The 21,290-nt window shown below is 65.6% G+C and carries 19 protein-coding genes and 1 pseudogene; 13 read left to right on the top strand and 7 right to left on the bottom strand.

What is annotated here, in order from left to right; all coding sequences use genetic code 11:
* Window positions 1–3: 3 nt before the first annotated feature.
* The 3 genes from RM530_RS11905 to RM530_RS11895 are packed head-to-tail and all read right to left on the bottom strand — an operon-like array spanning window position 4 to window position 3,205.
* Window positions 4–1,200, bottom strand: coding sequence for an HlyD family secretion protein (locus RM530_RS11905; protein ID WP_311365452.1), 1,197 nt, complete (start codon window positions 1,198–1,200; stop codon window positions 4–6).
* Window positions 1,197–2,669, bottom strand: a complete 1,473-nt coding sequence (locus tag RM530_RS11900) for an efflux transporter outer membrane subunit (protein ID WP_311365451.1) — start codon at window positions 2,667–2,669, stop codon at window positions 1,197–1,199. Before RM530_RS11900 ends, RM530_RS11905 begins: the two co-directional genes overlap by 4 nt.
* A complete protein-coding gene (locus RM530_RS11895; protein ID WP_311365450.1) occupies window positions 2,666–3,205 on the bottom strand; it encodes a MarR family winged helix-turn-helix transcriptional regulator in 540 nt (179 codons plus the stop codon). Before RM530_RS11895 ends, RM530_RS11900 begins: the two co-directional genes overlap by 4 nt.
* A gap of 51 nt (window positions 3,206–3,256) precedes the next feature.
* Here RM530_RS11895 and RM530_RS11890 point away from each other — a divergent pair, with 51 nt between their 5' ends.
* The 5 genes from RM530_RS11890 to RM530_RS11870 all read left to right on the top strand — a co-directional run bounded on the left by RM530_RS11890 (window position 3,257) and on the right by RM530_RS11870 (window position 8,267).
* Window positions 3,257–3,496, top strand: a complete 240-nt coding sequence (locus RM530_RS11890; protein WP_311365449.1) for a hypothetical protein — start codon at window positions 3,257–3,259, stop codon at window positions 3,494–3,496.
* A 428-nt stretch (window positions 3,497–3,924) separates the two neighbouring features.
* Window positions 3,925–4,920 (top strand): tRNA dihydrouridine(20/20a) synthase DusA, encoded by a 996-nt coding sequence (gene dusA / locus RM530_RS11885; protein ID WP_311365448.1) that lies wholly within the window; start codon window positions 3,925–3,927, stop codon window positions 4,918–4,920.
* A 51-nt stretch (window positions 4,921–4,971) separates the two neighbouring features.
* Window positions 4,972–5,508, top strand: a complete 537-nt coding sequence (locus RM530_RS11880; protein ID WP_311365447.1) for a peptidylprolyl isomerase — start codon at window positions 4,972–4,974, stop codon at window positions 5,506–5,508.
* A 13-nt stretch (window positions 5,509–5,521) separates the two neighbouring features.
* Window positions 5,522–6,268 carry a UDP-2,3-diacylglucosamine diphosphatase gene (locus RM530_RS11875; protein ID WP_311365446.1) on the top strand — a complete coding sequence of 249 codons (747 nt, stop codon included), beginning with the start codon at window positions 5,522–5,524 and terminating at the stop codon, window positions 6,266–6,268.
* Window positions 6,269–6,368: 100 nt separating this feature from the next.
* Window positions 6,369–8,267, top strand: a complete 1,899-nt coding sequence (locus RM530_RS11870; RefSeq protein ID WP_311365445.1) for a Tad domain-containing protein — start codon at window positions 6,369–6,371, stop codon at window positions 8,265–8,267.
* Here RM530_RS11870 and RM530_RS11865 read toward each other — a convergent pair whose 3' ends face one another.
* A complete protein-coding gene (locus RM530_RS11865; protein WP_311365444.1) occupies window positions 8,268–9,041 on the bottom strand; it encodes a ferritin-like domain-containing protein in 774 nt (257 codons plus the stop codon).
* Window positions 9,038–10,222, bottom strand: a complete 1,185-nt coding sequence (locus tag RM530_RS11860; protein WP_311365443.1) for an O-succinylhomoserine sulfhydrylase — start codon at window positions 10,220–10,222, stop codon at window positions 9,038–9,040. The genes RM530_RS11865 and RM530_RS11860 overlap by 4 nt, the downstream gene beginning before the upstream one ends.
* Before the next feature lie 727 nt (window positions 10,223–10,949).
* Between RM530_RS11860 and RM530_RS11855 the strand changes: the two genes are divergently transcribed.
* A complete protein-coding gene (locus tag RM530_RS11855; protein ID WP_311365442.1) occupies window positions 10,950–11,438 on the top strand; it encodes a hypothetical protein in 489 nt (162 codons plus the stop codon).
* Between the two features lie 25 nt (window positions 11,439–11,463).
* A complete protein-coding gene (locus RM530_RS11850) occupies window positions 11,464–12,579 on the top strand; it encodes a hypothetical protein (RefSeq protein WP_311365441.1) in 1,116 nt (371 codons plus the stop codon).
* Between the two features lie 85 nt (window positions 12,580–12,664).
* On the opposite strand, the gene RM530_RS11845 is transcribed toward RM530_RS11850, so the two are convergent.
* Window positions 12,665–14,269: an AMP-binding protein gene (locus RM530_RS11845; RefSeq protein WP_311365440.1), complete on the bottom strand. Its 1,605-nt coding sequence runs from the start codon at window positions 14,267–14,269 to the stop codon at window positions 12,665–12,667.
* Window positions 14,270–14,742: 473 nt separating this feature from the next.
* On the bottom strand, window positions 14,743–16,821 hold the full coding sequence (locus tag RM530_RS11840) for a PQQ-dependent dehydrogenase, methanol/ethanol family (protein WP_311365439.1): 2,079 nt from the start codon (window positions 16,819–16,821) through the stop codon (window positions 14,743–14,745).
* Window positions 16,822–17,016: 195 nt separating this feature from the next.
* Between RM530_RS11840 and RM530_RS11835 the strand changes: the two are divergent.
* The 6 genes and pseudogenes from RM530_RS11835 (at window position 17,017) to RM530_RS11810 (ending at window position 21,232) form a co-directional block, all read left to right on the top strand.
* Window positions 17,017–17,490 (top strand): annotated as a pseudogene (locus RM530_RS11835) (DUF4372 domain-containing protein).
* A gap of 126 nt (window positions 17,491–17,616) precedes the next feature.
* Window positions 17,617–17,790: a BrnT family toxin gene (locus tag RM530_RS11830; RefSeq protein ID WP_311365438.1), complete on the top strand. Its 174-nt coding sequence runs from the start codon at window positions 17,617–17,619 to the stop codon at window positions 17,788–17,790.
* A 78-nt stretch (window positions 17,791–17,868) separates the two neighbouring features.
* On the top strand, window positions 17,869–18,165 hold the full coding sequence (locus tag RM530_RS11825; RefSeq protein ID WP_311365437.1) for a BrnA antitoxin family protein: 297 nt from the start codon (window positions 17,869–17,871) through the stop codon (window positions 18,163–18,165).
* 57 nt (window positions 18,166–18,222) lie between these two features.
* The gene (locus RM530_RS11820) at window positions 18,223–18,504 is read left to right on the top strand and encodes a hypothetical protein (protein WP_311365436.1); all 282 of its coding nucleotides are present in this window, start codon (window positions 18,223–18,225) and stop codon (window positions 18,502–18,504) included.
* The gene (locus RM530_RS11815; protein WP_311365435.1) at window positions 18,501–20,003 is read left to right on the top strand and encodes a TIGR02677 family protein; all 1,503 of its coding nucleotides are present in this window, start codon (window positions 18,501–18,503) and stop codon (window positions 20,001–20,003) included. The genes RM530_RS11820 and RM530_RS11815 overlap by 4 nt, the downstream gene beginning before the upstream one ends.
* On the top strand, window positions 20,003–21,232 hold the full coding sequence (locus tag RM530_RS11810; RefSeq protein WP_311365434.1) for a TIGR02678 family protein: 1,230 nt from the start codon (window positions 20,003–20,005) through the stop codon (window positions 21,230–21,232). Before RM530_RS11815 ends, RM530_RS11810 begins: the two co-directional genes overlap by 1 nt.
* Window positions 21,233–21,290: the final 58 nt, after the last annotated feature.

The raw sequence follows: 21,290 nt of genomic DNA, 5'->3' as shown, positions 1-21,290 counted from the left end.
GGATCAGTCCTTGGGCCGGCCCAGGTTGGCGTGAACGATCTCCGCAGCCCGCTCGTCGGCCTGCGCGATCAGGCGCGCGTACACCTGTGTGCTGGCCACCGGATGCTCTGCCGGCGTGGGGACCAGCGCCGGCCCGCTGTCGTCGCTGACGTCCACCGACGCTTCCATCGACAGGCCGACGCGCAGTGGATGTTCGCGCAGCGACCCCGGATCCAGCGCGATGCGCACCGGCAGGCGCTGCACGACCTTGATCCAGTTGCCGGTCGCATTCTGCGCCGGCAGCAGCGAGAACACGCTGCCGGTACCGGCGCCGATGCCCAGAACCGTCCCGTGATATTCGACGCCGCCACCGTAAATGTCGGAGACCAGTTCAACCGGCTGGCCGATGCGCACGCGGCGCAGTTGCGTCTCCTTGAAATTGGCATCAACCCACAGCTGGTCGAGCGGGACCACGGTCATCAACGGCTGCCCCGGCTGCACGCTCTGGCCAAGCTGGACACTGCGCTGCGCCACGTAGCCGGAAACCGGGGCGTAGATCACGTTGCGCCGGGCCGCCACCCACGCCGCACGGAAATCGGCGCGAGCCTGTTCCACGATCGGGTGGTTGGCGACCGCCGTGTCATCGATGGCCGCGTGGGCGGCGGCGGCCTGTGCCCGGGCGGCCTCCGCGCCGGCCTGCGCCTGACGCACCGCTTCACGCAGATGCTGGATGATCTCGGGCGAAGTGGCCTGCTGCCTGAGCAGCGGCAAGTGGCGGGCGAGATCGTCCTGTGCCTTCTTCAGCGCCGCTTCGCTCGCGACAAGCTGAGCGTCGGCGCCGCCCGCAGTACTCACCTGCTGGCGCACCGCGCGCACGGCTTGCGCCAAGGCACTGCGGGCCTGGCTCAGGCGCACATCGGCGTCCGTCGGATCGAGGCGGACCACCACCTGGCCCTCGTCGACGCGCTGCGTATCGTCGGCGAGAATTTCCACGACCGTGCCGGGGACTTGCGCGGAGATGCCGACGAGGTTGCCGCCGACATAGGCGTTGTCAGTCGTTTCCCATGCCGAGAATACAAACAGCCACAGCAACAGCCATGCGAGTGCGGCGACGACAAATACGGCGGCGAGGATCAGCAGCGCGCGCCCACGCGCTGCCGGAATGCCATTCGGCTTGTCACCGCCATTTCCGATTTCGGTATTGGACGCAGTTTCGCTCATCGGGACGGGACTCCTGAAGTAGTGGCGCCGGGAGATCGTGGCGGCACCCCGGCGTCAGCCCGGTAGCCGCCACCCAGTGCCTTGATCAGCGAGAGATCCGCGGCCAGCGCCAGCGCGTGAACCTGTAGCGTGCTATCGCGCTGCGTCAGCAGGCGTGACTGCGCCTCCAGCGCGTCGCGCGCGTCGCTGACGCCCTGCTGCCCGCGCGAAAGCGCGCTGGCGTAAAGCATGTTCGCGGCCGCGAGCTGCTCATTCTGCTCGCGCCGCCGCTCGCCCAGCGTCTGCGCGGTGAGAGCCTGCGTCGCGACCTCGCGCACCGCAGCGAGCACCGTGCTGCGGTAGCTGGCGATCGCAGCCTCAAGCTGCGCCCGGCGCGCGCCATAGTTCGCCTTGAGCAGCCCGCTGTTGAAGACCGGCAGGTGCAGCGCGGGCGTCAGCTCGAAAACCCGGCTGCCGCCGTCGAACAGGCGGTCCATGTCGATGCTCGACAGCCCGACCAGGGCCCCCAGGCTGAAATCCGGCAGAAACTGGGCACGTGCCACATCGGTCTGACGCAGTGCTGCCTGGACCTGCCAACGGCTCGCGGTGACGTCGGGCCGGCGCGCCAACAGGTTCAGGCTGGCGTCCGCAGGCAGTCCCTGCGCCACTTCCGGGAGCGCGCGCGGCGCAAGCGGCGGCAGGCGGTCCATCGGCACACCGATCAGAGCCGCCAGACCCGCCAGCCGGACCCTGGCCGAGCCCTGCAAAGCGGTCAGCTGTTCGCGCGCTGCCGCAAGCTGCGCGTGCGCAACCTGGGCCTCGTCCGGAAGATCGACGCCATGGCTGACGCGCAGGTCCGCAATCCCGGTGAGGCGCTTCTGCGCCGCAAGTCGGTCACCAGCCAGCCCCAGCCGCGCTTGATCGGCCTGCCAGGCGAAGTAGGTGTCCGCCACGGCGTACTGAATCGTCAGTGCGGCCGCTGCAGCCTGCGCCGCCGCCGCCCGCATCTCACCGATTGCCGCCTCGACGGCGGCCCGCTTCTTGCCCCACCAGTCGAGTTCGTAGTTCATCTGCAGGCCGATGTCGGCCTGGCTGTACCAGCTGATGCCCAGGAACTCGGTGGGCAATATGCCATGGTCGCTCATGCGACGCCGCGACCATTGGGCACTGCCGTTGACGGACAGCCCGGCCTGCGCAGCGACGGCCCTCATTGCGGATTCCGCGCTCTGCACGCGGGCGCTGGCGAGCGCGAGATCCGGCGTCGTGCGCATCGCCAGCCCGATCAGCTGGTCGAGCTGCGGATCCCGGTAGGCCCTCCACCACGCCGACTGCGGCCATGCGCCGAGGGTGGCCACCTGCAGATCGCCCAGCGATGCCTGGCCGTCCAGCGCGGGCGGCGACACGCGCTGAGGGAGGCTGCAGGCGCAGAGGGCCACGACGCCGGCGGCGGCCACCGCCAGCAGCGCACAGCGCCGTTGCCGGAACTTCATCGAGATCTCCCGTTCCCGGAATCCGCTTCGTACAGGCAGTCGACATTGCCTGCGAGCTTGATCAGCAGCCGGTTCAGTCGCGCCAGCTCGGCCGCGCTGAAGTTTCCGAACAGTTTCTCCAGGACCGGAAACATCGTCGGCACGAGGCGCTGCACGAAGCGCCGCCCGGACGGCGTGACGCCGATCATCACGCGCCGCCGGTCGGTTCGGCTCGGCTTGCGCACGATCAGACCACGTCCGATCAGGGCGTTGCCGATCCGTGTCATGTTCGATGTGCTCTCCCAGGTCACGGCGCACAACTCCCCCGGCGTCGACACCCCATCGGGCCGACTGCACAGAAACATCAGCGTGATCAGTTCACTCTGATTGAGCCGGTGCGGTGCCAGCTCATGCGCCAGGCGTTCCTCGAACCTGCGGCTGATGATCAGAATGAGCCGCGCCAGAACCATCAACTGCTTCGGCATGCCAGGCATCAGCTGGCTCACACGGTCGATGCCGGCAACCATGATCGAGATGTGCGTCGCAAGTTTCGTCATTGGCAAACAAGTCCCGATCTCAAGCCGCGCGCGGCGCCAGGAGTACTGCCATTGCCGTCAACGGACGACGACGGCGGCGGCGATCTTCGCCGGCACGCGCAGCATGGTTCCTGGCGATGCAGCGGCCACTGTAAGGCCGATGATCATCATCTTATCAGACAATATTTCACTGGCAAACTAATCATGCCGGTGGTCCTGCCGGCAGTTCAACAACGTCGAAACTGCAACGCCAGATGCCAGCCCGTGGCCGATGCCTTCGACGAAGCCGAGGAGACCCTGTTCGGCGACTGAAGCGAGAAGGCCATGCCGCCCGCTACCGAGCGCTGGTGCTGTATGCCCTGTGGAGCGCGGCCATGCAGTTCGAGTGGCTGCGCTTCGCGCCGGTGGCCAATGCCACGGCTGAGGGCTATGGCGTCAGGCTGTCGAACTTTTCGGTCTGGTGGCGGGACGCCATTGCCGATCCGCACCCAGGCCAGGCAATCAGAACGAAGGTTCCGATGTCACCCGGAATCACTTCACGGTTGCGGGATACCAATGCTGGTCGATCCAGTGTCCCTGGACCCTGCCGCGCATTCCGTAAGTCGCAGACGGCGATGGCCGACCGCCTGAATCTTGCGAAGGCAAGCCATTTCTCCGCAAACTTGCGGGTTCAAGAAACCGACCTCGACGGCCTGCAGCGGGTACGCTTGCGGCGCAAACTCGCGGGCACAGGACAGCCATTGAATGACACGCACCACAGGTTTTCCATCGCGCCGATGATGGACTGGACGACGCGGGACTGTCGGTATTTCCACCGGCAGCTCACACGCCGTGCCCTGCTCTACACCGAGATGGTGACCACCGGCGCGCTCTTGCACGGCGACGTCGCGCGACACCTGGATTACGATGCGGCCGAGCATCCGCTGGCGCTGCAACTCGGCGGCAGCGACCCCGGCGAGCTGGCCCATAGTGCGGAGCTGGCCGAACGCTGGGGCTACGCCGAGGTCAACCTCAATTGCGGCTGTCCGTCCGACCGCGTGCAGGAAGGCCGCTTCGGCGCCTGCCTGATGCGCGAGCCGGCGCATGTCGCGGCCAGCGTGGCCGCGATGCGCGGCGCCACCGCCCTGCCCGTCACCGTCAAGTGCCGCATCGGCGTGGACGATTGCGAAGATGAGGTCTTTCTTCGCGCCTTCGTCGATCACGTGGCGGCCGCCGGCTGCGAGACCTTCATCGTGCATGCGCGCAAGGCTTGGTTGAAAGGACTGTCCCCCAAGGAAAACCGGGAAGTCCCGCCGCTGAATTACGACGTGGTGTACCGGCTCAAGCAGGACTACCCGCAGCTTCGCATCGTCATCAACGGCGGCATCGAAACCGTGGATGATTGCGAGGAACATCTGCGCCATGTCGACGGCGTGATGCTCGGACGCGCCGCCTATCATCGCCCCTGGCTGCTGTCCGAGGTCGACGAGCGCCTGTTCGGCGCGCAGGCCAGTACCCGGGACCGCCACCAGATCGTCCACGCGCTGTTCCCTTATGTCGAACAGCGTCTCGCGGCGGGCAATAATCTGCCCACGATCACGCGCCACATCCTCGGGCTGTTTCACGGACAGCCCGGCGGCCGACAGTGGCGGCGCGTACTGTCCGAGCGCGCCTGTCGGTCCGGCGCAGGCATCGAAGTCATCGAAGACGCCCTGGCCGCTGTGTCCGCCGCCAGCGAATTCTGCAAGGTCGCCTGAAAAGCGTCCGGCTCCCTTCAAGCACAACTCCACGACAACACCAGAAATCTCATGAACAAGACCGAAGCCCTGCCCCGCGTCCGCATGCAGACCAGCGAGGGCGACCTGCTGATCGAGCTGTATTCCGAGCAATCGCCGAAGACCGTCGCCAATTTCCTGCAGTACGTGGAAAGCGGGCACTACGAAGGCACCGTGTTTCACCGCGTGATCGAAGGCTTCATGATCCAGGGCGGCGGTTATGACGAGAGCTTCAAGGAACGCCCGGCACGCGAACCGGTCGAAAACGAATCCCGCAACGGCGTTTCAAACAGCCGCAGCACCCTGTCGATGGCGCGCACCCCGAGCCCGCATAGCGCGCGCTGCCAATTCTTCATCAACCATCGTGACAATGCCTCGCTGGACGCTGAACAATCGCCCGGCGGCTGGGGCTATGCCGTGTTCGGAAAAGTCATCGAAGGCATGGACGTGGTCGACCGCATCGCCACCGCACCGACCGGTTCCAAGGGCCCGTTCCCGCGCGATGTCCCGCAAACGACCGTGAGCATCCAGAGCATCGTGCCGGTGGACGGCTCGGATGCCGGCCAGTAGCACCAGGCCCGCGATGCCCCCTCCCGCCGCGGGTGCGGTCCTGCTTCTGGCGGACCTGCATCTGCCGCCAGGGCCGTCGTCCTTGCGCGAGCGTTTCATCGCGTTTCTGCGAGGACCGGCCGCCGACGCGCAGTCCGTCTATATCCTCGGCGACCTGTTCGAATACTGGATCGGCGACGACGTGGGCCTGGAAGTCTACGCCGCCGAATGCGCGGCCCTGCTCGACTGCACCCGCAGCGGCACGCGCATCGGCTTCATGCACGGCAACCGCGATTTCCTGGTCGGCGAACGTTTCGCCGCCGCCACCGGCGTGGCGTTGCTGGGCGAGCCGCGCCACCTGCATTTCGGCGGCGTCGCCACGCTGCTGTCGCATGGCGACCGTTACTGCGAAGACGACGTCGCCTACCAGCGCTGGCGCCGTTTCGCCCGCAACCGCGTCGCGCAGGCGGGCTTCGTCGCCCTGCCGCGACGCCTGCGCGAACGGATTGCCGGCGGCCTGCGCCATCGCAGCGCCGATGCGCAGCGCGGCAAGCCCGAGCAGATCACCGACGTCAGCACCGCCGCGATCGAACGCGAACTCGAACGGCATGGCTGCACCCGCATGATCCACGGCCACACGCACCGCCCCGCCGAGCACGCCCTGGCCGGCGGCCGCGAGCGCATCGTGCTGGCGGACTGGCGCCCGCGGCGCTGCGAATACCTGCGCCTCACCGGTGCGGATTGGGAACGCCGCCTCGTCGGCGGACCGGCCGCGAAATAGCCTCCGGTCGCATCGCCGCAGCCGTTCGTCCCTCCGCATGCGCGCAGCAGGGATGATCGATCCCACAATCCGAATATCTGGATGGATCAGGAACAGCCTTATGGAATACGGATATTCCCTGCATGGACGCCACCGCCAACGCGGCGCAGTGGCCGTCATCGCAGGTATCGGCCTCATTGCCATGCTATCGGCGGTATTCCTGGCACTGGACATCGGCAATCTCTACTTCGCCAAGCGCGTGCTGCAGAAGCAGGCGGACATGGCGGCGCTGGACGCTTCGCGCGCCATCGCACGTTGCGATGGCACAGAAATGGCAACGAAGAAGGATGTCGAGGACAATATCAAGCTGTCTCTGGAAACCAACGGTGCGTCCTGGACGACTCTGGAGGAAGGCGGCTCCTTTTTCGAGGTAGGTAAAGAAACGTCCAGCGCCGGCAGCCGCACATTCACGCTGACCGATATCGACGAAGCCGACGCGGTCTACGTCGAACTCCACCGCCCGTTCCCGAGACGCTTCTTTCCGTTCCCGACTGAAGGAAGCTCTGCGAACGAACTCGTCGTCTACGCCTCTGCCCGACAGATACCGCAAGTCGCGATGAGCGTCGGTTCAACCCTGCTTTCGCTGGACACTACACAATCGATCCTGCTCAATGCCCTGCTGGGCACCTTGCTGCGAACCGACATTCAGCTCGATGTAGCCTCCTATCACGCGCTGGCGGATGCAAGCGTCACACTCGGCTCGATCGCCGTCGAACTCGGTCTGGCGACCAGCGAGAACGATCCGCGCGGCATCAACTCCCTGCTGACCACCGACATTGAATTACCGCTGTTGCTCAATGCGATCGCCACCACGCTCGACGTCACGGTCGGCGCTGTCGACCTTCTGGTCACACGCGGCATCGTCGAAAACCTCGCCGACGTTGTGGACCCGTCGATCACGGTCTCGCCCGGAAACGTCGTCATCGTTGAAAATGGTTTGGAAGGCGTGGTCGGCGCGCTACCGATCAACGTGCTCGAGCTGCTGCGCGGGCTCGCCGAAGGCGGCGCCGAAGGCATCCCGGTGGCCGTCGACCTCAGCGCCGAAGCCTTGAAGCCTCTTCTGGGCCCGCTTTCAGCCATCGTCGGCAGCCTCGCGGACTTGCAGGTCTCCATCAACATCATCGAACCGTCGCAGATCGCCGCCGGCGCACCAGGCTACTTCTCCGATGGTGCCCCACGCGTGCGCGCACGAACCTCGCAGGTGGCCATTGTGGTCAATGCCAACCTGCTTTCGATACTGAATCCGGCGGCGTTGCTGGGCGCCGACGGCGCTGGGGCCATCAGCCTGGCCGTGGTGGTGGAGGCGGCTCAGGCCGAGTCGGTCGCCGAAGCCGTGCAGTGCCAGGATCTCCACCATCCCGAACCGGCTGTTGATGTGCTCAGCAAGACGGCGACCCTGCGCGCCGGTATCGGCGCCTATCTGCCTGGCGGCGCCGCGCCGGAGGGCGTCGACTCACTGGAGGCACCAACCAAGCTGATTTCGCTGTCGCTCCTGGGCTTACCGATACTCAAGCTCGGTTTGGCGGATCCCGTCATCGTAAGCGTGATCGGTAACGAGGGCATCGCCGATACGGTAGAAGGCCCTTATCCGGCTGCCACCGAAGCCTCAGCCGACAGTGCGCTGTCCCCGCTCGTGTCGGACCTGATCGATTCGGTCAATGCGGTTCTTGCCGATGGGGGCCTGGTTTTCGAAGATCCGAGCCTGCTGGGGGGCGTCCTGTGGCTCGTGTTGAAATTGCTCGATATTTTGCACATTACCGATCTCCTTAACGTGCTGACAAACTTTCTCGTGGACCTGCTCACTCCATTGCTCACGGCAATTGATTCACTGGTATTTGCGCTGCTCGATCTGCTAGGCATCAGCATCGCCGATGTCGACGTGACGATACAGTCGCTCGAGGTCAAGCAACCGCTGGTCTTCACGCATTCCCCCATGGGGGACCAGGCGGCAGCGCCTTGATCAAAGGCCAGGAAGCTCGCAGCGCACAAACCCCGCCGCCTCGCGCGCCGGCCAGTTGAACGGCGGCCGGACCTGCATCTGATGTCGCGCCAGCAAGTCGCGAAAGGTCGGGTCCGGCGGCAGTTGGCGCTGCGCGCACAGTTCACGGAACCAGCGCGTGCCGATGGCCACATGGCGCACTTCCTCGTGCAGAATCACCTCCAGCACGGCGACGCTGCGTTCGTCCCCGGCCTGGCGCAGGCGCTCGATCATGCCGGGCGTCACGTCCAGGCCGCGCGCTTCCAGCACACGCGGCACGCAGGCCATGCGCGCCAGTACGTCGTGCGCGGTCTTCTGCGCGGCTTCCCACAGGCCGTCGTGCGCCGGCAGCTCGCCGTAGTCCAGGCCCATTTCGCGCAGGCGCTGCCGGCACAGGCCGAAATGGCGCGCCTCGTCACGGGCCACGCTGAGCCAGTCGTGGTAATAGTCCGCGGGCATCGCCTCGAAACGCCAGATCGCGTCCAGCGCCAGGTTGATGGCGTTGAACTCGATATGCGCCACCGCGTGCAGCAGCGCCGCGCGACCGGCCGGCCCGCCGAGACTGCGTTTCGGCATCTCGCGCGGGTGGCACAACAGCGGCCGTGGCGGCCGGCCGGGGATCGCTTCGACCGGCTGCGCGCGCGGTACCCGGGCGATGCCCTCGCCGATTTCGACCCCTCCGAGCTTGCGGCACTTCTCGACCGGATCGCATTCGACCAGCGCATCGTAGACCGCCTGCAACCCGGCGTCGCTCACACCAGTGCCTGCTCCAGGTCGGCGATCAAATCGTCGACGCCTTCCAGGCCGATCGACAGCCGTACCAGGCCATCGCGAATGCCGGCTCGCTCGCGCAGCTCCGGCCCGATGCGCAGATGCGTGGTGGTCGCCGGATGCGTGACGGTGCTGCGCGTGTCACCGAGATTGGCGGTGATCGAGAGCAGACGGGTGGCGTTGATCATGCGGAACGCCGCCGCCTGGCCGCCGTGCAACTCGAAAGAAACGATGCCGCCGAAGCCGGATTGCTGCGCCTTGGCCAGTTCATGCTGCGGGTGGCTGGCCAGCCCGGCGTAGTGCACCTGCGCCACCGCCGGATGCTGTGCCAGCCATTCTGCGATGCGCTGCGCGCCATCGCCGTGGGCGCGCATGCGCAGATTCAGGGTTTCCAGGCCCTTGAGAAACACCCAGGCATTGAACGGGCTCATGCACGGCCCGCAGGTGCGCATGAAACCGAACAACTGCTTGCCGACGCGCTGCGCATCGCCGACGATGGCACCGCCGACGCAGCGGCCCTGTCCGTCCAGATACTTGGTGGCCGAGTGCATCACCAGATCGGCGCCCAGCGACAGCGGCCGTTGCAGGGCCGGGGTGAGAAAGCAGTTGTCGACCACCAGCAGCGCCTCGCCCCGATGCGCGATATCGGCCAGGCCGCGCAGGTCCACGATCTCCCCCAGCGGATTGGTCGGCGTTTCCACGAACAGCATCTTCGTGTCCGGCCCCATCTGCTCGCGCCAGGCGTCGAGATCGCAGGGATCGACATAACTGAAACGCACGCCGAATTTGGCGACGTAGTTGTTGAACAGCGAAATCGTGGAACCGAACAAGGTGCGCGAGGCGATGACGTGGTCGCCCTGCTTGAGCAGCGTCAGGCTCAGCGACAGGATCGCCGCCATGCCGCTGGCGGTGGCGACGCAGGCGTCGCCGCCTTCCATCGCCGCCAGCCGCTGCTCGAAGGCCGCCACGGTGGGATTGGTGAAGCGCGAATAGATGTAGCCGCCGCGCTGCTCGGCAAACGTCGCCTGCGCCTGCTCGGCGCTGTCGAAGCAGAAGCTGGAGGTGGCGAAAATGCCCGGCGAATGCTCGCCCCATTGGCTACGCAGTTCGGCCGCGCGAATGCCGAGGGTATCGACGCTCCAGGCCGGGTCAAAGGAATCGTTCAACGCAATCTCCGAAAACACAAAAGCCCGCCAGCTTTCGCCAAACGGGCTTACGGTCACTCGAACGCCAGGCCCCTTTTAGCGTGAATCACGCGCGGCGTGATGCCGACCGACCCTCGCCCGCTTGCGGGAGAGGGGGACCGCTCGCGACTGCGAGCGGTGGGTGAGGGCTACGGCCATGCCGCAGGCGATTCATTGTGCAGGGTGGCGCTCGCGGCTGGCTGTTAGCTGGTATTTGTAAAGCGCCCGCAAGCGGGAACAAATCGGCGCTGGGGCAGGCTATCGCCTCGAAGCCCCGCACGCAAGCACCGCACCGGCAGAACCGCAGCCCGTCTCATCGAGGGCCGGTATCGCCCGCAGGTAAAAACATCACCTGTTCAGGTGATGTCCAATCGGCGACTTTGCCGCTAAGCTCGTGTCCGGTGGCGCACCGCGGGACACTCGAACGGAATCGGAGACCATCGGCGGCGCTTGGGGAATCGGCATGCGGGGGGAACAGGATGTTCCGTTTGCGGGCGAGGATCGCGTTGGGGGCGCTGCTTTGCGTACTCGCCGGACAGGCCATGGCGACGGCGATGGCGACGCCCTCGCGCCGTGTCGACCTGACGGCACTGCCGGGCGTGCAGGCGCTGTATTCGGACCCGGCCGCCAACCGCGAAACCTTCTATTGCCGTCACGCCCGGCGCCCTGGCCTGTGCGTGCGCAGGAGTGGGCACCGCCAGAGCCCTTCGTGTTCATCGAACCGGGCGCCGAGCCGCCTCGGGCCGAGAGGGTCACCGATGCCGTCTACCAACGCGGCAGCGGCGCCAATACCTTCATTCCGGCCGAGCGCTTCCCGCCGGGAGCCGATACCCGCGGCACGCTTCGCGATGCCCGGCTGATCGACCTGGGTGCCTGCTTAATCCTGTTCGCCAACCGTCTCGATCACGAGGACGCGCGGCCATTGGGCTGGCTGCGGACCTTCATCGACCTCGGCAACAACCTCGGCCGCGACGCCTTTTATTCGATCGACGTCTGGGACGGCGTGCGGCAGCGAGACCTGCAGGCCGACGCGCAGACCTCCTTGCGGCTCGAAGGCGTGGTTCCCGAAGAGCGCGGCGCCTGGGTGGTGGTCCTGCGGCGCGAGCGGACCCACCGCGGCGCCGTCTTTTCCGATTCCACCTGGCAGGTCGACGCATTGGAAGCGCCGTATTTCGCCTGTCCGTCCGGCCCCGAATAGTCCCGAGCAACCCATGGAGGGAACCATGCGCCTCGTCGTCAGCATCGGCGACCTCGGGCTCGGCGGCCTCGGCGTGATCCAGGGAACGATCAGCGCCGCGCAGAGCGGCGTGGCGACGCTGCGCGTCAAGGTCACCGGAACTTCGGGCGAGAGCCGGGCGGTCCTGTCGGCCTTCCCGGTCGGTCTCGCCGACGCGGCCTATCTCTACGCGACGCCGCAGATCGGCGTGCTCGGCGCGGACTCCGCGATCCGTTTCTCGATGACGCGCAACGGCGCGGCGCTGCCGCTGGATCGCGGCACGCTGACGCTCACCGATGCCGGCGCTCATCAGGCCACGCTGAATCTGACGCAGGACGGCGGCGACCTCGTCGGCACCGTTCGGCCGGAGGTCGCCGGCGACCTGCTGCTGAGCGTCGAGGCGACGGCCCAGGGCGGCGCCGGCAGCCGGGTCACCAACGTGTTGCTGCCGGTGATCGACCCGGCGGTCACGCTCGCCAGCGACGATGCCAGCGGATCGATCGAGACCATCGACAGCAATGGCAACGGTCTCATCGACCGGCTGGAAATCCCGGCATCGCTGGACTTCGGCAGCGTGAAGCTCGACAGCACCGCGACGCTGACGCTGAGCCTGAGCAACGGTGCCGAAAAGCCGGGCTGCGCGCTGCAGTCGGTTTCCATCGAAAACGCGCCGGCACTGACGCTGAGCCCGGCGCTGGACGAAGCCACCCCACTGGCGCCGGGCGAGTCGCTGGATTTCGAGATTAGCTTCACCGCCACCGAAACCAGGACCGTTGCCACCGAACTGACCGCTCTGGGTATCCACGGCGAAACCCTGTCGGTCGCGGTGACCGCCACCGCCAGCGACACCTTGTGCGAGCTGGCATTCGATCCCCGCAGCGTCGATTTCGGCGCCGTCACGATCTGCGCGAACCCCGCGCCTGTCGGCCGGGTGGGCAAAGCGCAGCGTGCCCACGCGGTGGCCGGGCGTGAACGTCCGCGTGGGCACGGCCTACGGCCTTTGCCCACCCTACCGACTCAATGCCATCCTGCGTACCCGGCAGCTTTGGAATCCGCACCGTACTGCAGCCTCGACTGCTTGACGCGGAACACGGTTGCTCTCCCGCAGGCGGGTAGCGGGTAGCTCGGCATCACGCCGCGCGTGATTCACGCTAATCAGGAGGCGTTTGCCATGGTTTGTCTCCTTAATTTTCGTGGTGGTTGCCTGGTCAGGCTTTCAGCTCACATGCGTATTCGGCCTTGAGCTCGCGTTTGAGCAGCTTGTTCGCGGCGCTGATGGGCATCGAAGTGCGAAAGAAGATGCGTTTGGGCGTCTTGAAGCCGGCCAGGCGTTCACGGCAGTATTCGATCAGCTCGGCTTCGCTGGCAGTGCTGTCGGCGCGCGCAATCACGGCCGCGGCGACGGCCTCGCCCCAGCGTTCGTCGGGCAGGCCGAACACGGCGCACTGCATCACGGCGGGGTGTGTGCCGAGCACGCTTTCGACCTCCTGGCAATAGACGTTCTCGCCGCCGCTCTTGATCATGTCCTTCTTGCGGTCGGCAAAGAAGTGGTTGCCTGCGGCGTCGCGGAACATGACGTCGCCGGTATGGAACCAGCCGCCGCGGAACACGCGCTGGTTGGTTTCTTCGTTCTTGTAATAGCCCTTCATTACGGCCGGGCCGCGCACGATCTGCTCGCCTGCCGTGCCTATGGGCACGTCCTTGTCCTCGTCATCGACCAGGCGCAGTTCCACACAGTAGGCTGCGGGCCAGCCCACCCAGCGGCCGTCGCCGTTGGGCATTTCGTCCCAGCTGGCGATGCTACCCACCGTCTGGGGCGCGGCAGTGGTTTCGCTCATGCCCTGGCCCGAATAAAAGCGGAGATTCGGCGCCACCTGCTTCCAGCCATCGATCATGGCTTTGGGGATGGTCGAGGCCCAGCTCACAAACTTGCTGGCGCTGCTGAGGTCGCAGGTCTTGAAATTGGGACACGCGATCAATGCCACATACAGCGTGGGCGGCAGCGCAGTGGCCGTGATGCGGTGGCGCTCGATCAGCTCGATCATTTGCACGGGCTGGGGCGACTGCGTCATCACGATGGTGATTTGGTGGGTCAGGCACAGCGTGCAAAAAAGGTACGCAGCCATGTGGATCAACGGAATGCTGACCAGAAAGCAGTCGTCCTTGGAGTAGCCGATGTTCATCGACCAGCCCATATGCGCGGCATAGTAGTTGGCATGGCTGGAGAGCACGCCCTTGGGGGCGGACTCGGTGCCGCTCGTGAACAGCAGCGTGGCCACGTCGTCGCTTTCGATGAGCACTTCGGGCTCGTGCGTGGGGCCTGGCAGCAATTCGTCGAAGGCCATCCAGCCCGCCGGGCGGCTTGGACTCGGGCCGAATTGCACGAACTGCTGCACGCCAGTGAGCTTGTCGAGCACGGGGGACACATTGCCCAGCAAGGCATCTTCGACGAAGAACCATTTGGTTTCGGAGAAGCCGATCAGGTGCTGCACGTCGGGCGGCTGCAGCATGAAGTTGATCGGCACCAGCCAGGCGCCGATCTTGTGCAGTGCATGGCCGAGCACGAGGAATTCGATGCTGTTGCGCGAAAGCGCGGCTACCTTGTCGCCCTTGGCGATGCCGCGTTTCGTGAGGTTGTGCGCCACGGCGTTGGCCATGCTGTTGAGCTCGGCGTAGGTGACGCTGCGGCTCTTGCCGTCGGTGGTGTAGTAGATGATTGCGGGCTTGTTCGGCGCCGCGAGGGCCGAGCGGCGCAGGCCGTCGCCGAGGTTTTGGCGGCGCAGCAGGTTCATTTCGAGAGCGGTGATGCTCATGGGGTTTGTCTCCTTGAAACGAGGGTCGATTCTATGGGATCGCCTGCAATGATGGTTTTGCGGTGTTGTGTGCAGACGAAACCATTCTATAGAGGGTCTTGGGGGGGTACGGGTTACGGGTTACGCGGGTTACGGTGACGGTTTACTGTTTCCCCTATTCGGTTCGAACCAATTCGTGCGTTTCGTATACCGTCACCGTAACCCCGTCCATACCTTTCGTGCGCACTGGCGCCGGATTCACCGTGCCCGCAAAACCAGGCAATGAACACTTCTTGACCACACCGGCATCCGGATTCCGGTCGGAGGCTTCCGGGCTGGTCAACAAATAACCAGCGCGCCGCTGGTGCAAGCACTCAAACCAATTTCAGCGGAAATTTCGCAAGACCCTCACGGGGCTTCCTGTTTTCATTCTAATCTCCTCGAATCCGACCGCAGTACGGCCGTGCGCCATCGCCCGGCCGCGCCTCGCTCCACTAGGACTTCGGCCGGATCGCGTCCGCAGTACCCTGAATGAAAGCCTTGATCTTCTCGACCTCCTCCGGCGCGAGCTTGCCGGTGAAGTCCGGCATGCCCAGCGGCATCATCGGTCCCTCGAAGACGAACTTGTCGAGATTCTCGATGACCGCCGTTGCGGAGTAACCCAGGTTGGGAATGTCGCCACCCTTGTCCACACCGGGGACACCGTGACAGAACACGCAGTGGCTGACGTAGAGAGCTGCGCCCGGCTGCACGTCTTCCGCCTGGTATTTGACACCGGAAAGGAGGGTGTTGCGCTGGTAATCCACGAATGCCGGCTTCTTCGCCTTGCCGCCGAGCGCAAACGTGTACACCGTACCCGGCGTCCGCAGCTCGGTTGCCCGCACCGATTGACCGAACACGCCGCCCCAGCCCACGGCGATCGACACGTATTGCTTGCCGTCGAGCTGATAGGTCATCGGCGCGGCGACGGCCCCGGTGCCGGTTGCGGTATCCCAGAGCGCCTTGCCGGTCTTGGCGTCGAAGGCCATCAGGCGGCCGTCGGCCGTGCCCTGGAATACCAGATTGCCGGCGGAGGTGAGCGTACCGCCATTCCATGGGGCGACGTGCTCGTGACGCCAGACTTCCTTCTGATGGATGGGATCCCAGGCGATCAGCCGGCCGAACGACTCGGCTTCCGGAGGCCGCGGATTGAGCAGCATTGCGGTATTCCAGCCGATACCACTCATCGGCTGGCCAGGAACATTGGAACCAAACTTCCAGTTCTTGTCGTGCTGCAGAACCAATGGCACGGTCTGGGCGGGGATGTAGGCGAGATTCAGCAACGGGTTGAAGGACATCGAGTGCCAGTTATGCCCACCAAAGGGCCCCGGCAGTATCTCGAAGGGCTCTTCCGTTGAACGTTTCTCCGGCACTTCGATCGGGCGCCCTTTTTCGTCATAGCCGGTGGCCCAGTTCACGTCGACGAAGTTCTTCGCCGAAATGAACTGACCATTGGTGCGGTCGATGACGAAGAAAAAACCGTTCTTGGGCGCGTGCAGCAGCACTTTGCGGGTTTCTTTCCCGTCAAGCGCCAGATCCGCCAGGATGATGTCCTGTGTCGCCGTGTAGTCCCAATTGTCTCCAGGGGTTTCCTGGTAGTGCCATACGTACTCACCGCTGTCCGGGTTGAGCGCCACGATCGAGGACAGAAACAGATTATCCCCGCCCTTGGGGCTGCGGGCCTTGTGCGACCAGGGTGAACCGTTGCCGACACCGATGTAGAGCAGATTGAGTTCCGGGTCGTAGACCATACTGTTCCAGACCGTGCCACCACCGCCGGCCTCCCAATACTTTCCGCTGGGATCCCAGGTCCTGGCAGCCATTTCCATGGCCTCGTTCTCGAACGGTTTGGACGGATCGCCCGGAACCGTGAACCAGCGCCAGGCCTGCTCGCCGGTTTCAGCATCATAGGCCGTGATATAGCCCCGCAACCCAAGCTCGGCCCCGCCGTTGCCGATGATGACCTTGCCCTTGACCACCCGCGGCGCTCCGGTAATGGTCGCCGCCAGGTCTGGTCTCAGCAAGGTATCGCGCTCCCAGACCTTCTTGCCGGTCGCGGCGTCGATGGCAATCAGCCGGCCGTCCAGGCTGCCCACGTAAACCTTGCCCTTGTACAGCGCCACCCCGCGATTGACGACGTCGCAGCAGGCCTTGGTCCCGGTAGCACGCGGCACCTCGGGATCGTAGGTCCACAGCTTCTTGCCCGTGCGCGCGTCGACGGCATGCACCACGCTCCACGAGGCGGTGACGTACATGACCCCGTCGACGACCAGCGGCGTCGCCTCGATTCCACGCGTGGATCCCAGATCATAGGACCAGACCAGGCCGAGGTCCTTGACGGTTTTATCGTTAATCTGCTTCAGCCTGCTGAAGCGTGTCTCCGCATAATCGAGCCCGGCGCTCGGCCATTCGCGCGTCTCGGCGGTGTTGGCGACGATGAATTCGCCATCCACCTTCGCGGCGGCCTTTGCGCTTTCGGCAGCAGGCACAGATGCCGGAAGCGACAGCAGCCCGGCCAGGACCCATGCCGTCATCCTTCCCAAGCCGCTCAATTCCTGAGTCTCACCGAATCTTGACATAAGACTTCCTCCACTGCTGTCCGGTTAATTGAAGGGTGAATCACTGAAAGCCATGATTGACGCGGGATCGCAGGCGACGATGGGTGTCTCCGATTTGAATTCGGAAATGGGGTTTCCCGCAGAATTCCGGGCTTTTGTCCGGAGACTGCCATGAATACTGGCAAGACGCTGTTCGCCCGGATCATGGACTTTCTGCCGTGGAAGGCCTTCCATCGGAGCGTGGCGCTCCACGGTGGCGACAAGGGCTTGCGGTCGCTGGCCTGCGCCGAGCAATTCAGGGCCATGGCCTTGGCGCAACTCACTTACCGGGAGAGTCTGCGCGACATCGAGGCCTGCCTGCTGGCCCACGCGGCGAAGCCGTACCACAGGGGCTTTCGCGAACCGGTGGCCTGATCGACCCTCGCGGATGCCAACGAGTCGCGAGACTGGATCGCCGTGTCGGTCTATGTGCTCGTCGCCATCATCAAGAAAAAGCTGCAACTGGATGCCTCGCTCTACACTTTGCTACAGATTTTGTCGATCACCCTTTTCGAGAAGATGCCCTTGCAGCAAGCCTTTCCGACCGGCGAGTCCATTGCTCCCGAGGGTGTTCCGTGCAACCAACTGAATCTATTCACGATTTAACCGGACAGCAGTGGCTTAGAGCATCATGTCACTGTAGCCCCGTAACCCACTGTAACCCATGACACTGTAACCCCGGCGACTGAGGCTGGCCTTTCCCGGAATTCCTGTGCACGATATACATATTCCATGCAGTTTGAATGGAACGACGAGAAGGCGCAGGCCAACCTCTCCAAGTACGGCGTCTCTTTCGTCGAGGCGCTGACCTGCTTCCACGATCCGGAGCAGGTCGCGTTTTACGACCCTGAGCACAGCGAGGACGAGGATCTGTTGATCGGACACCCGACCAAGGGCGTCTGCTGATCGTCAGCCATACCCTGCGGGGACCGATCCTCCGTCTGATCTCTGCTCGCAGAGCCACCCGCCGGGAGGCGAAGATTTATGCGCAAGGAATATGACCTCAAGGCCCTGAAAGTAAAGCGTCGCGGCGTGCTGCCGGCACTCAAGGGGCAGACCGCGGACCAAGCCAAAGTGCGCGTCACCATCGCACTGGACCGCGATGTCGTCGAGCACTACAAGCAGGCGGCTGCCAAGCGCGGCGCACTGCCGTATCAGACGCAGATCAATCAGGCACTGCGTCGGTCCATCGATCAGCCGGCGACGCAGGCGCTGAAATCCGAACTGCTCAAGGACAAGGACTTTATCCGCTCGCTCGCGCGCGAAGTCGCGCACGGCTGACGCCATGCTCGAGACTCCGGCACTGGCGTGCTCGACTGGCGACGGCGGACTGAGCGCTTGAACGACCCAACGTCGGCGAATAAGGTAAGCCCCGCAACCAGGCCGCCCTCTGCAAGCCGGCCGACGAATACGGGAATGACTTCGACACGATCGCCAAAAGCGTGGCTCGCACGCATCAAGCAACGGATTCGCCCGGCCGGACGCGCGGGGGCGGCGCGGGTTGCGGCACGAATGGTATTTCCGACATTCCGCGACACCGGCTTCGCGCCGGAATTCACCAATGCCGACTGGGAACGGTTTCGCGATGAAATTTATCGCGACCGCATCCCCAGCGCATGAGCCAGACCGAATCCGCCCGCCTGTTCCGCCACGTCAGCGCCGAACGCGCCGACGCCTACCGCGCGATCATGGACTGCTTCGCCGCCGCGCGCCGGCAGTTCCGGCTGCATTTGCGCAGCGACGAAATCCTGCATGAAACGCGCTGGCGCGAGCGCATGCCGGCGGCCGAGGAGCTCGACGGCCTGCTCGCGCAGCTCGTGGACTGGGGCAACCTCGAAGCGCAGCCGGACACCGCGCGCGTCGCCACCATCGAGGACTTCTACCGCAAGCGCCTGCTGTACCGGCTGACGCGTGGCGGCGAGGCGGTGGAGGCCGGGCTCGCCACCTTCGCCGAAACCCTGTCGCGCCATGGCGAACTGCAGTCGGTGGCACTGGACGACATCCTCGCGCGGCTCAACAGTCTTGCGGTACTGGCGCAGGCGGATGCGCCGGACGCCGCCAAGGTCCACGAAATCCTGCGCGACCTGGTGCATGTGTTCGGCAGCCTCGCCGACAATGCCGAAGCCTTCATGACCGGGCTGGCGCGCACCATCGAATTGCAGCGTGCCGAGCAGGACGCGGTGATGGCCTTCAAGAAACGGCTGATCGACTACCTCGAACGCTTCATCGGTGAACTGGTGACCAAGTCCGGACGCATCGCCCAGCGCCTGCGCGAACTGCAACCGCGGGCCGAAGCCCTGCTGGCGCTCGCCGCCGAACGCGAGGCCGGCGACGCCGCGCCGGGTGACGCCCTGGCCGAATCCGAGGCCTACGCGCCACGCCTCGCGGTCTGGCGCGAACGCTGGCGCGGACTGAGTCGCTGGTTTGTCGCCGACGGCCGCGACAAACCGCAGGCCGAGCTGCTGCGCGCCAGCGCGCGTGCCGCGATCCCGCGCCTGTTGCAGGCGGTGACCACGCTCAACGAACGCCGCGCCGGCCGCAGTGATCGCGCGGCCGATTTCCGGCGGCTGGCACTGTGGTTCGCCGCCTGCCCGGAGCCGGCACAGACACACCGTCTGTGGCGCGCCGCCTTCGCGCTGTCGCCGGCACGGCATCTCGCACTGAGCCCCGCCGAAACCGCTGCGGCGACGAGTCCCTGGGGCGAGGCGCCGCCGGTCAGAATCCACCCGCGCCTGCGCGAGACCGGCCAGCTCGCCACGCGTGGCGGCCCACCCAAAATCCGCGAACGCAGCGCCGAACGCGCGCAGCTTGCGCATCGTCTGGCCGAGGAATCGGCGCAGACCGAAGCCGCGCGGCAACGCCTTGCCACCGGCCGGGAAACGCGCCTGTCCGAACTCGGCACGCTGGACCGCCACGCCTTCCGCCTGTTCCTGTCGCTGCTCGGCGACGCATTGGCGGCGCAGCGCCACCCCGACCAGGCAGTCGAACGCAGCACCAGCGACGGCTCGCTGACGATTCGCCTGGAGCCGCTGGAGGCCAACAGCCGCGCCGAAATCGACACCGAACTCGGCCACTTCCGCGGCCGCGACCACCGCCTGCTGATCCGCCCGATCGTCTGATGCCCGAAGCGCGCTCCAGACTCTCCGACGTTCTCGACCGCCAACAGGACGAATCGCGCGAACGTGCCTTGCGCGCGCTGCTGATGCGCCCGCTGCTGCCGGCCGACGCACCGGAATTCGTCGATGTGCGCGCGCACGCCGACTGGCTGCGCGACTGGTTCGGCCGCGAATGCGGCTGGCCGCTGCTGATCGAACGCGACTGCGCACGGCTCTACAAACGCCCGGCCGAGCTCGGCGACAGCACCCGCGGCGCGCACGACCGCGACAAGCGCGAGTTCGATCGCGACCGCTACGTGCTGCTGTGCCTGGTCTGCGCCGTGCTCGAACGCGCCGAGCCGCAGATCACCCTGCGCGCACTGGGCGAGCGCCTGCTCGACGCTGCACGCGATCCCGAGCTCGCGGCGCTCGGCTACCAGTACACGCTGGAAAATCTGCGCGAGCGCCGCGATCTGGTGCTGGTCTGCCGTTTCCTGCTCGACCTCGGCGTACTCGCCCGCGTCGCCGGCGACGAGGAGGCCTATGTCAACCAGGCCGGCGACGTGCTCTATGACGTGCAGCGCCGCGCGCTCGCCGCGATGCCGGGCAGCAGCCGCGGCGCCAGCCTGATCGAAGCCCTGCTGCCGCAGGCCGACTTCGAATCACGCCTTGCCGCCCTGGTCGAGGACTACGTGCCCGACAGCCCCGAAGGCCGCCGCACCGCCACGCGTCATCGCCTGTCCAGACGCCTGCTCGACGACCCGGTGGTCTATCACGACGAACTCGACGACAGCGAACGCGAATATCTAGCGACCCAGCGCGGCACGATGAGCGCGCGCCTCGCCGCCGCCAGCGGCCTCACGGCGGAATTGCGCGCCGAGGGCTTCGCCCTGGTGGACGAGGACGGCGAACTCTCCGACGAGCGCCTGCCGGCGCAGGGCACCGAATCCCACGTCACCCTGCTGGTCGCCGAGTTCCTCGGCGATGCCGCGCGCAAACATCCGCAGCGCCTGTTCGGCGCGCGCGAGGTCGCCGACCACGTGGCCGACGCCGCCGGCGAATTCGGTCGCTACTGGCGCAAGGCCGCACGCGAACCCGGCGCCGAAAATGCGCTCGCGGATCAGGCCCTGCAGCGCCTCGCCCGGCTCAAGCTGGTGGAATTCCGCAGCGGCGGCGTACGCGCGCGGCCGGCACTGCTGCGCTTCGCGCTGGGCGAGGCGGAGGTTCGGGGCAAGCAACAAACGCTGTTGTGATCAAACGATTCAGGCGATACCTGATTAAAGTGAAAAAAACGTCAAAACGTCATGGTGC

The sequence above is a fragment of the Banduia mediterranea genome, assembly GCF_031846245.1.
Taxonomy (GTDB): Bacteria; Pseudomonadota; Gammaproteobacteria; order Nevskiales; family Nevskiaceae; genus Banduia; species Banduia mediterranea.
The sequence above is the reverse complement of the archived record's forward strand: the minus strand, read 5'-3'. Positions and strand labels throughout refer to the sequence as shown.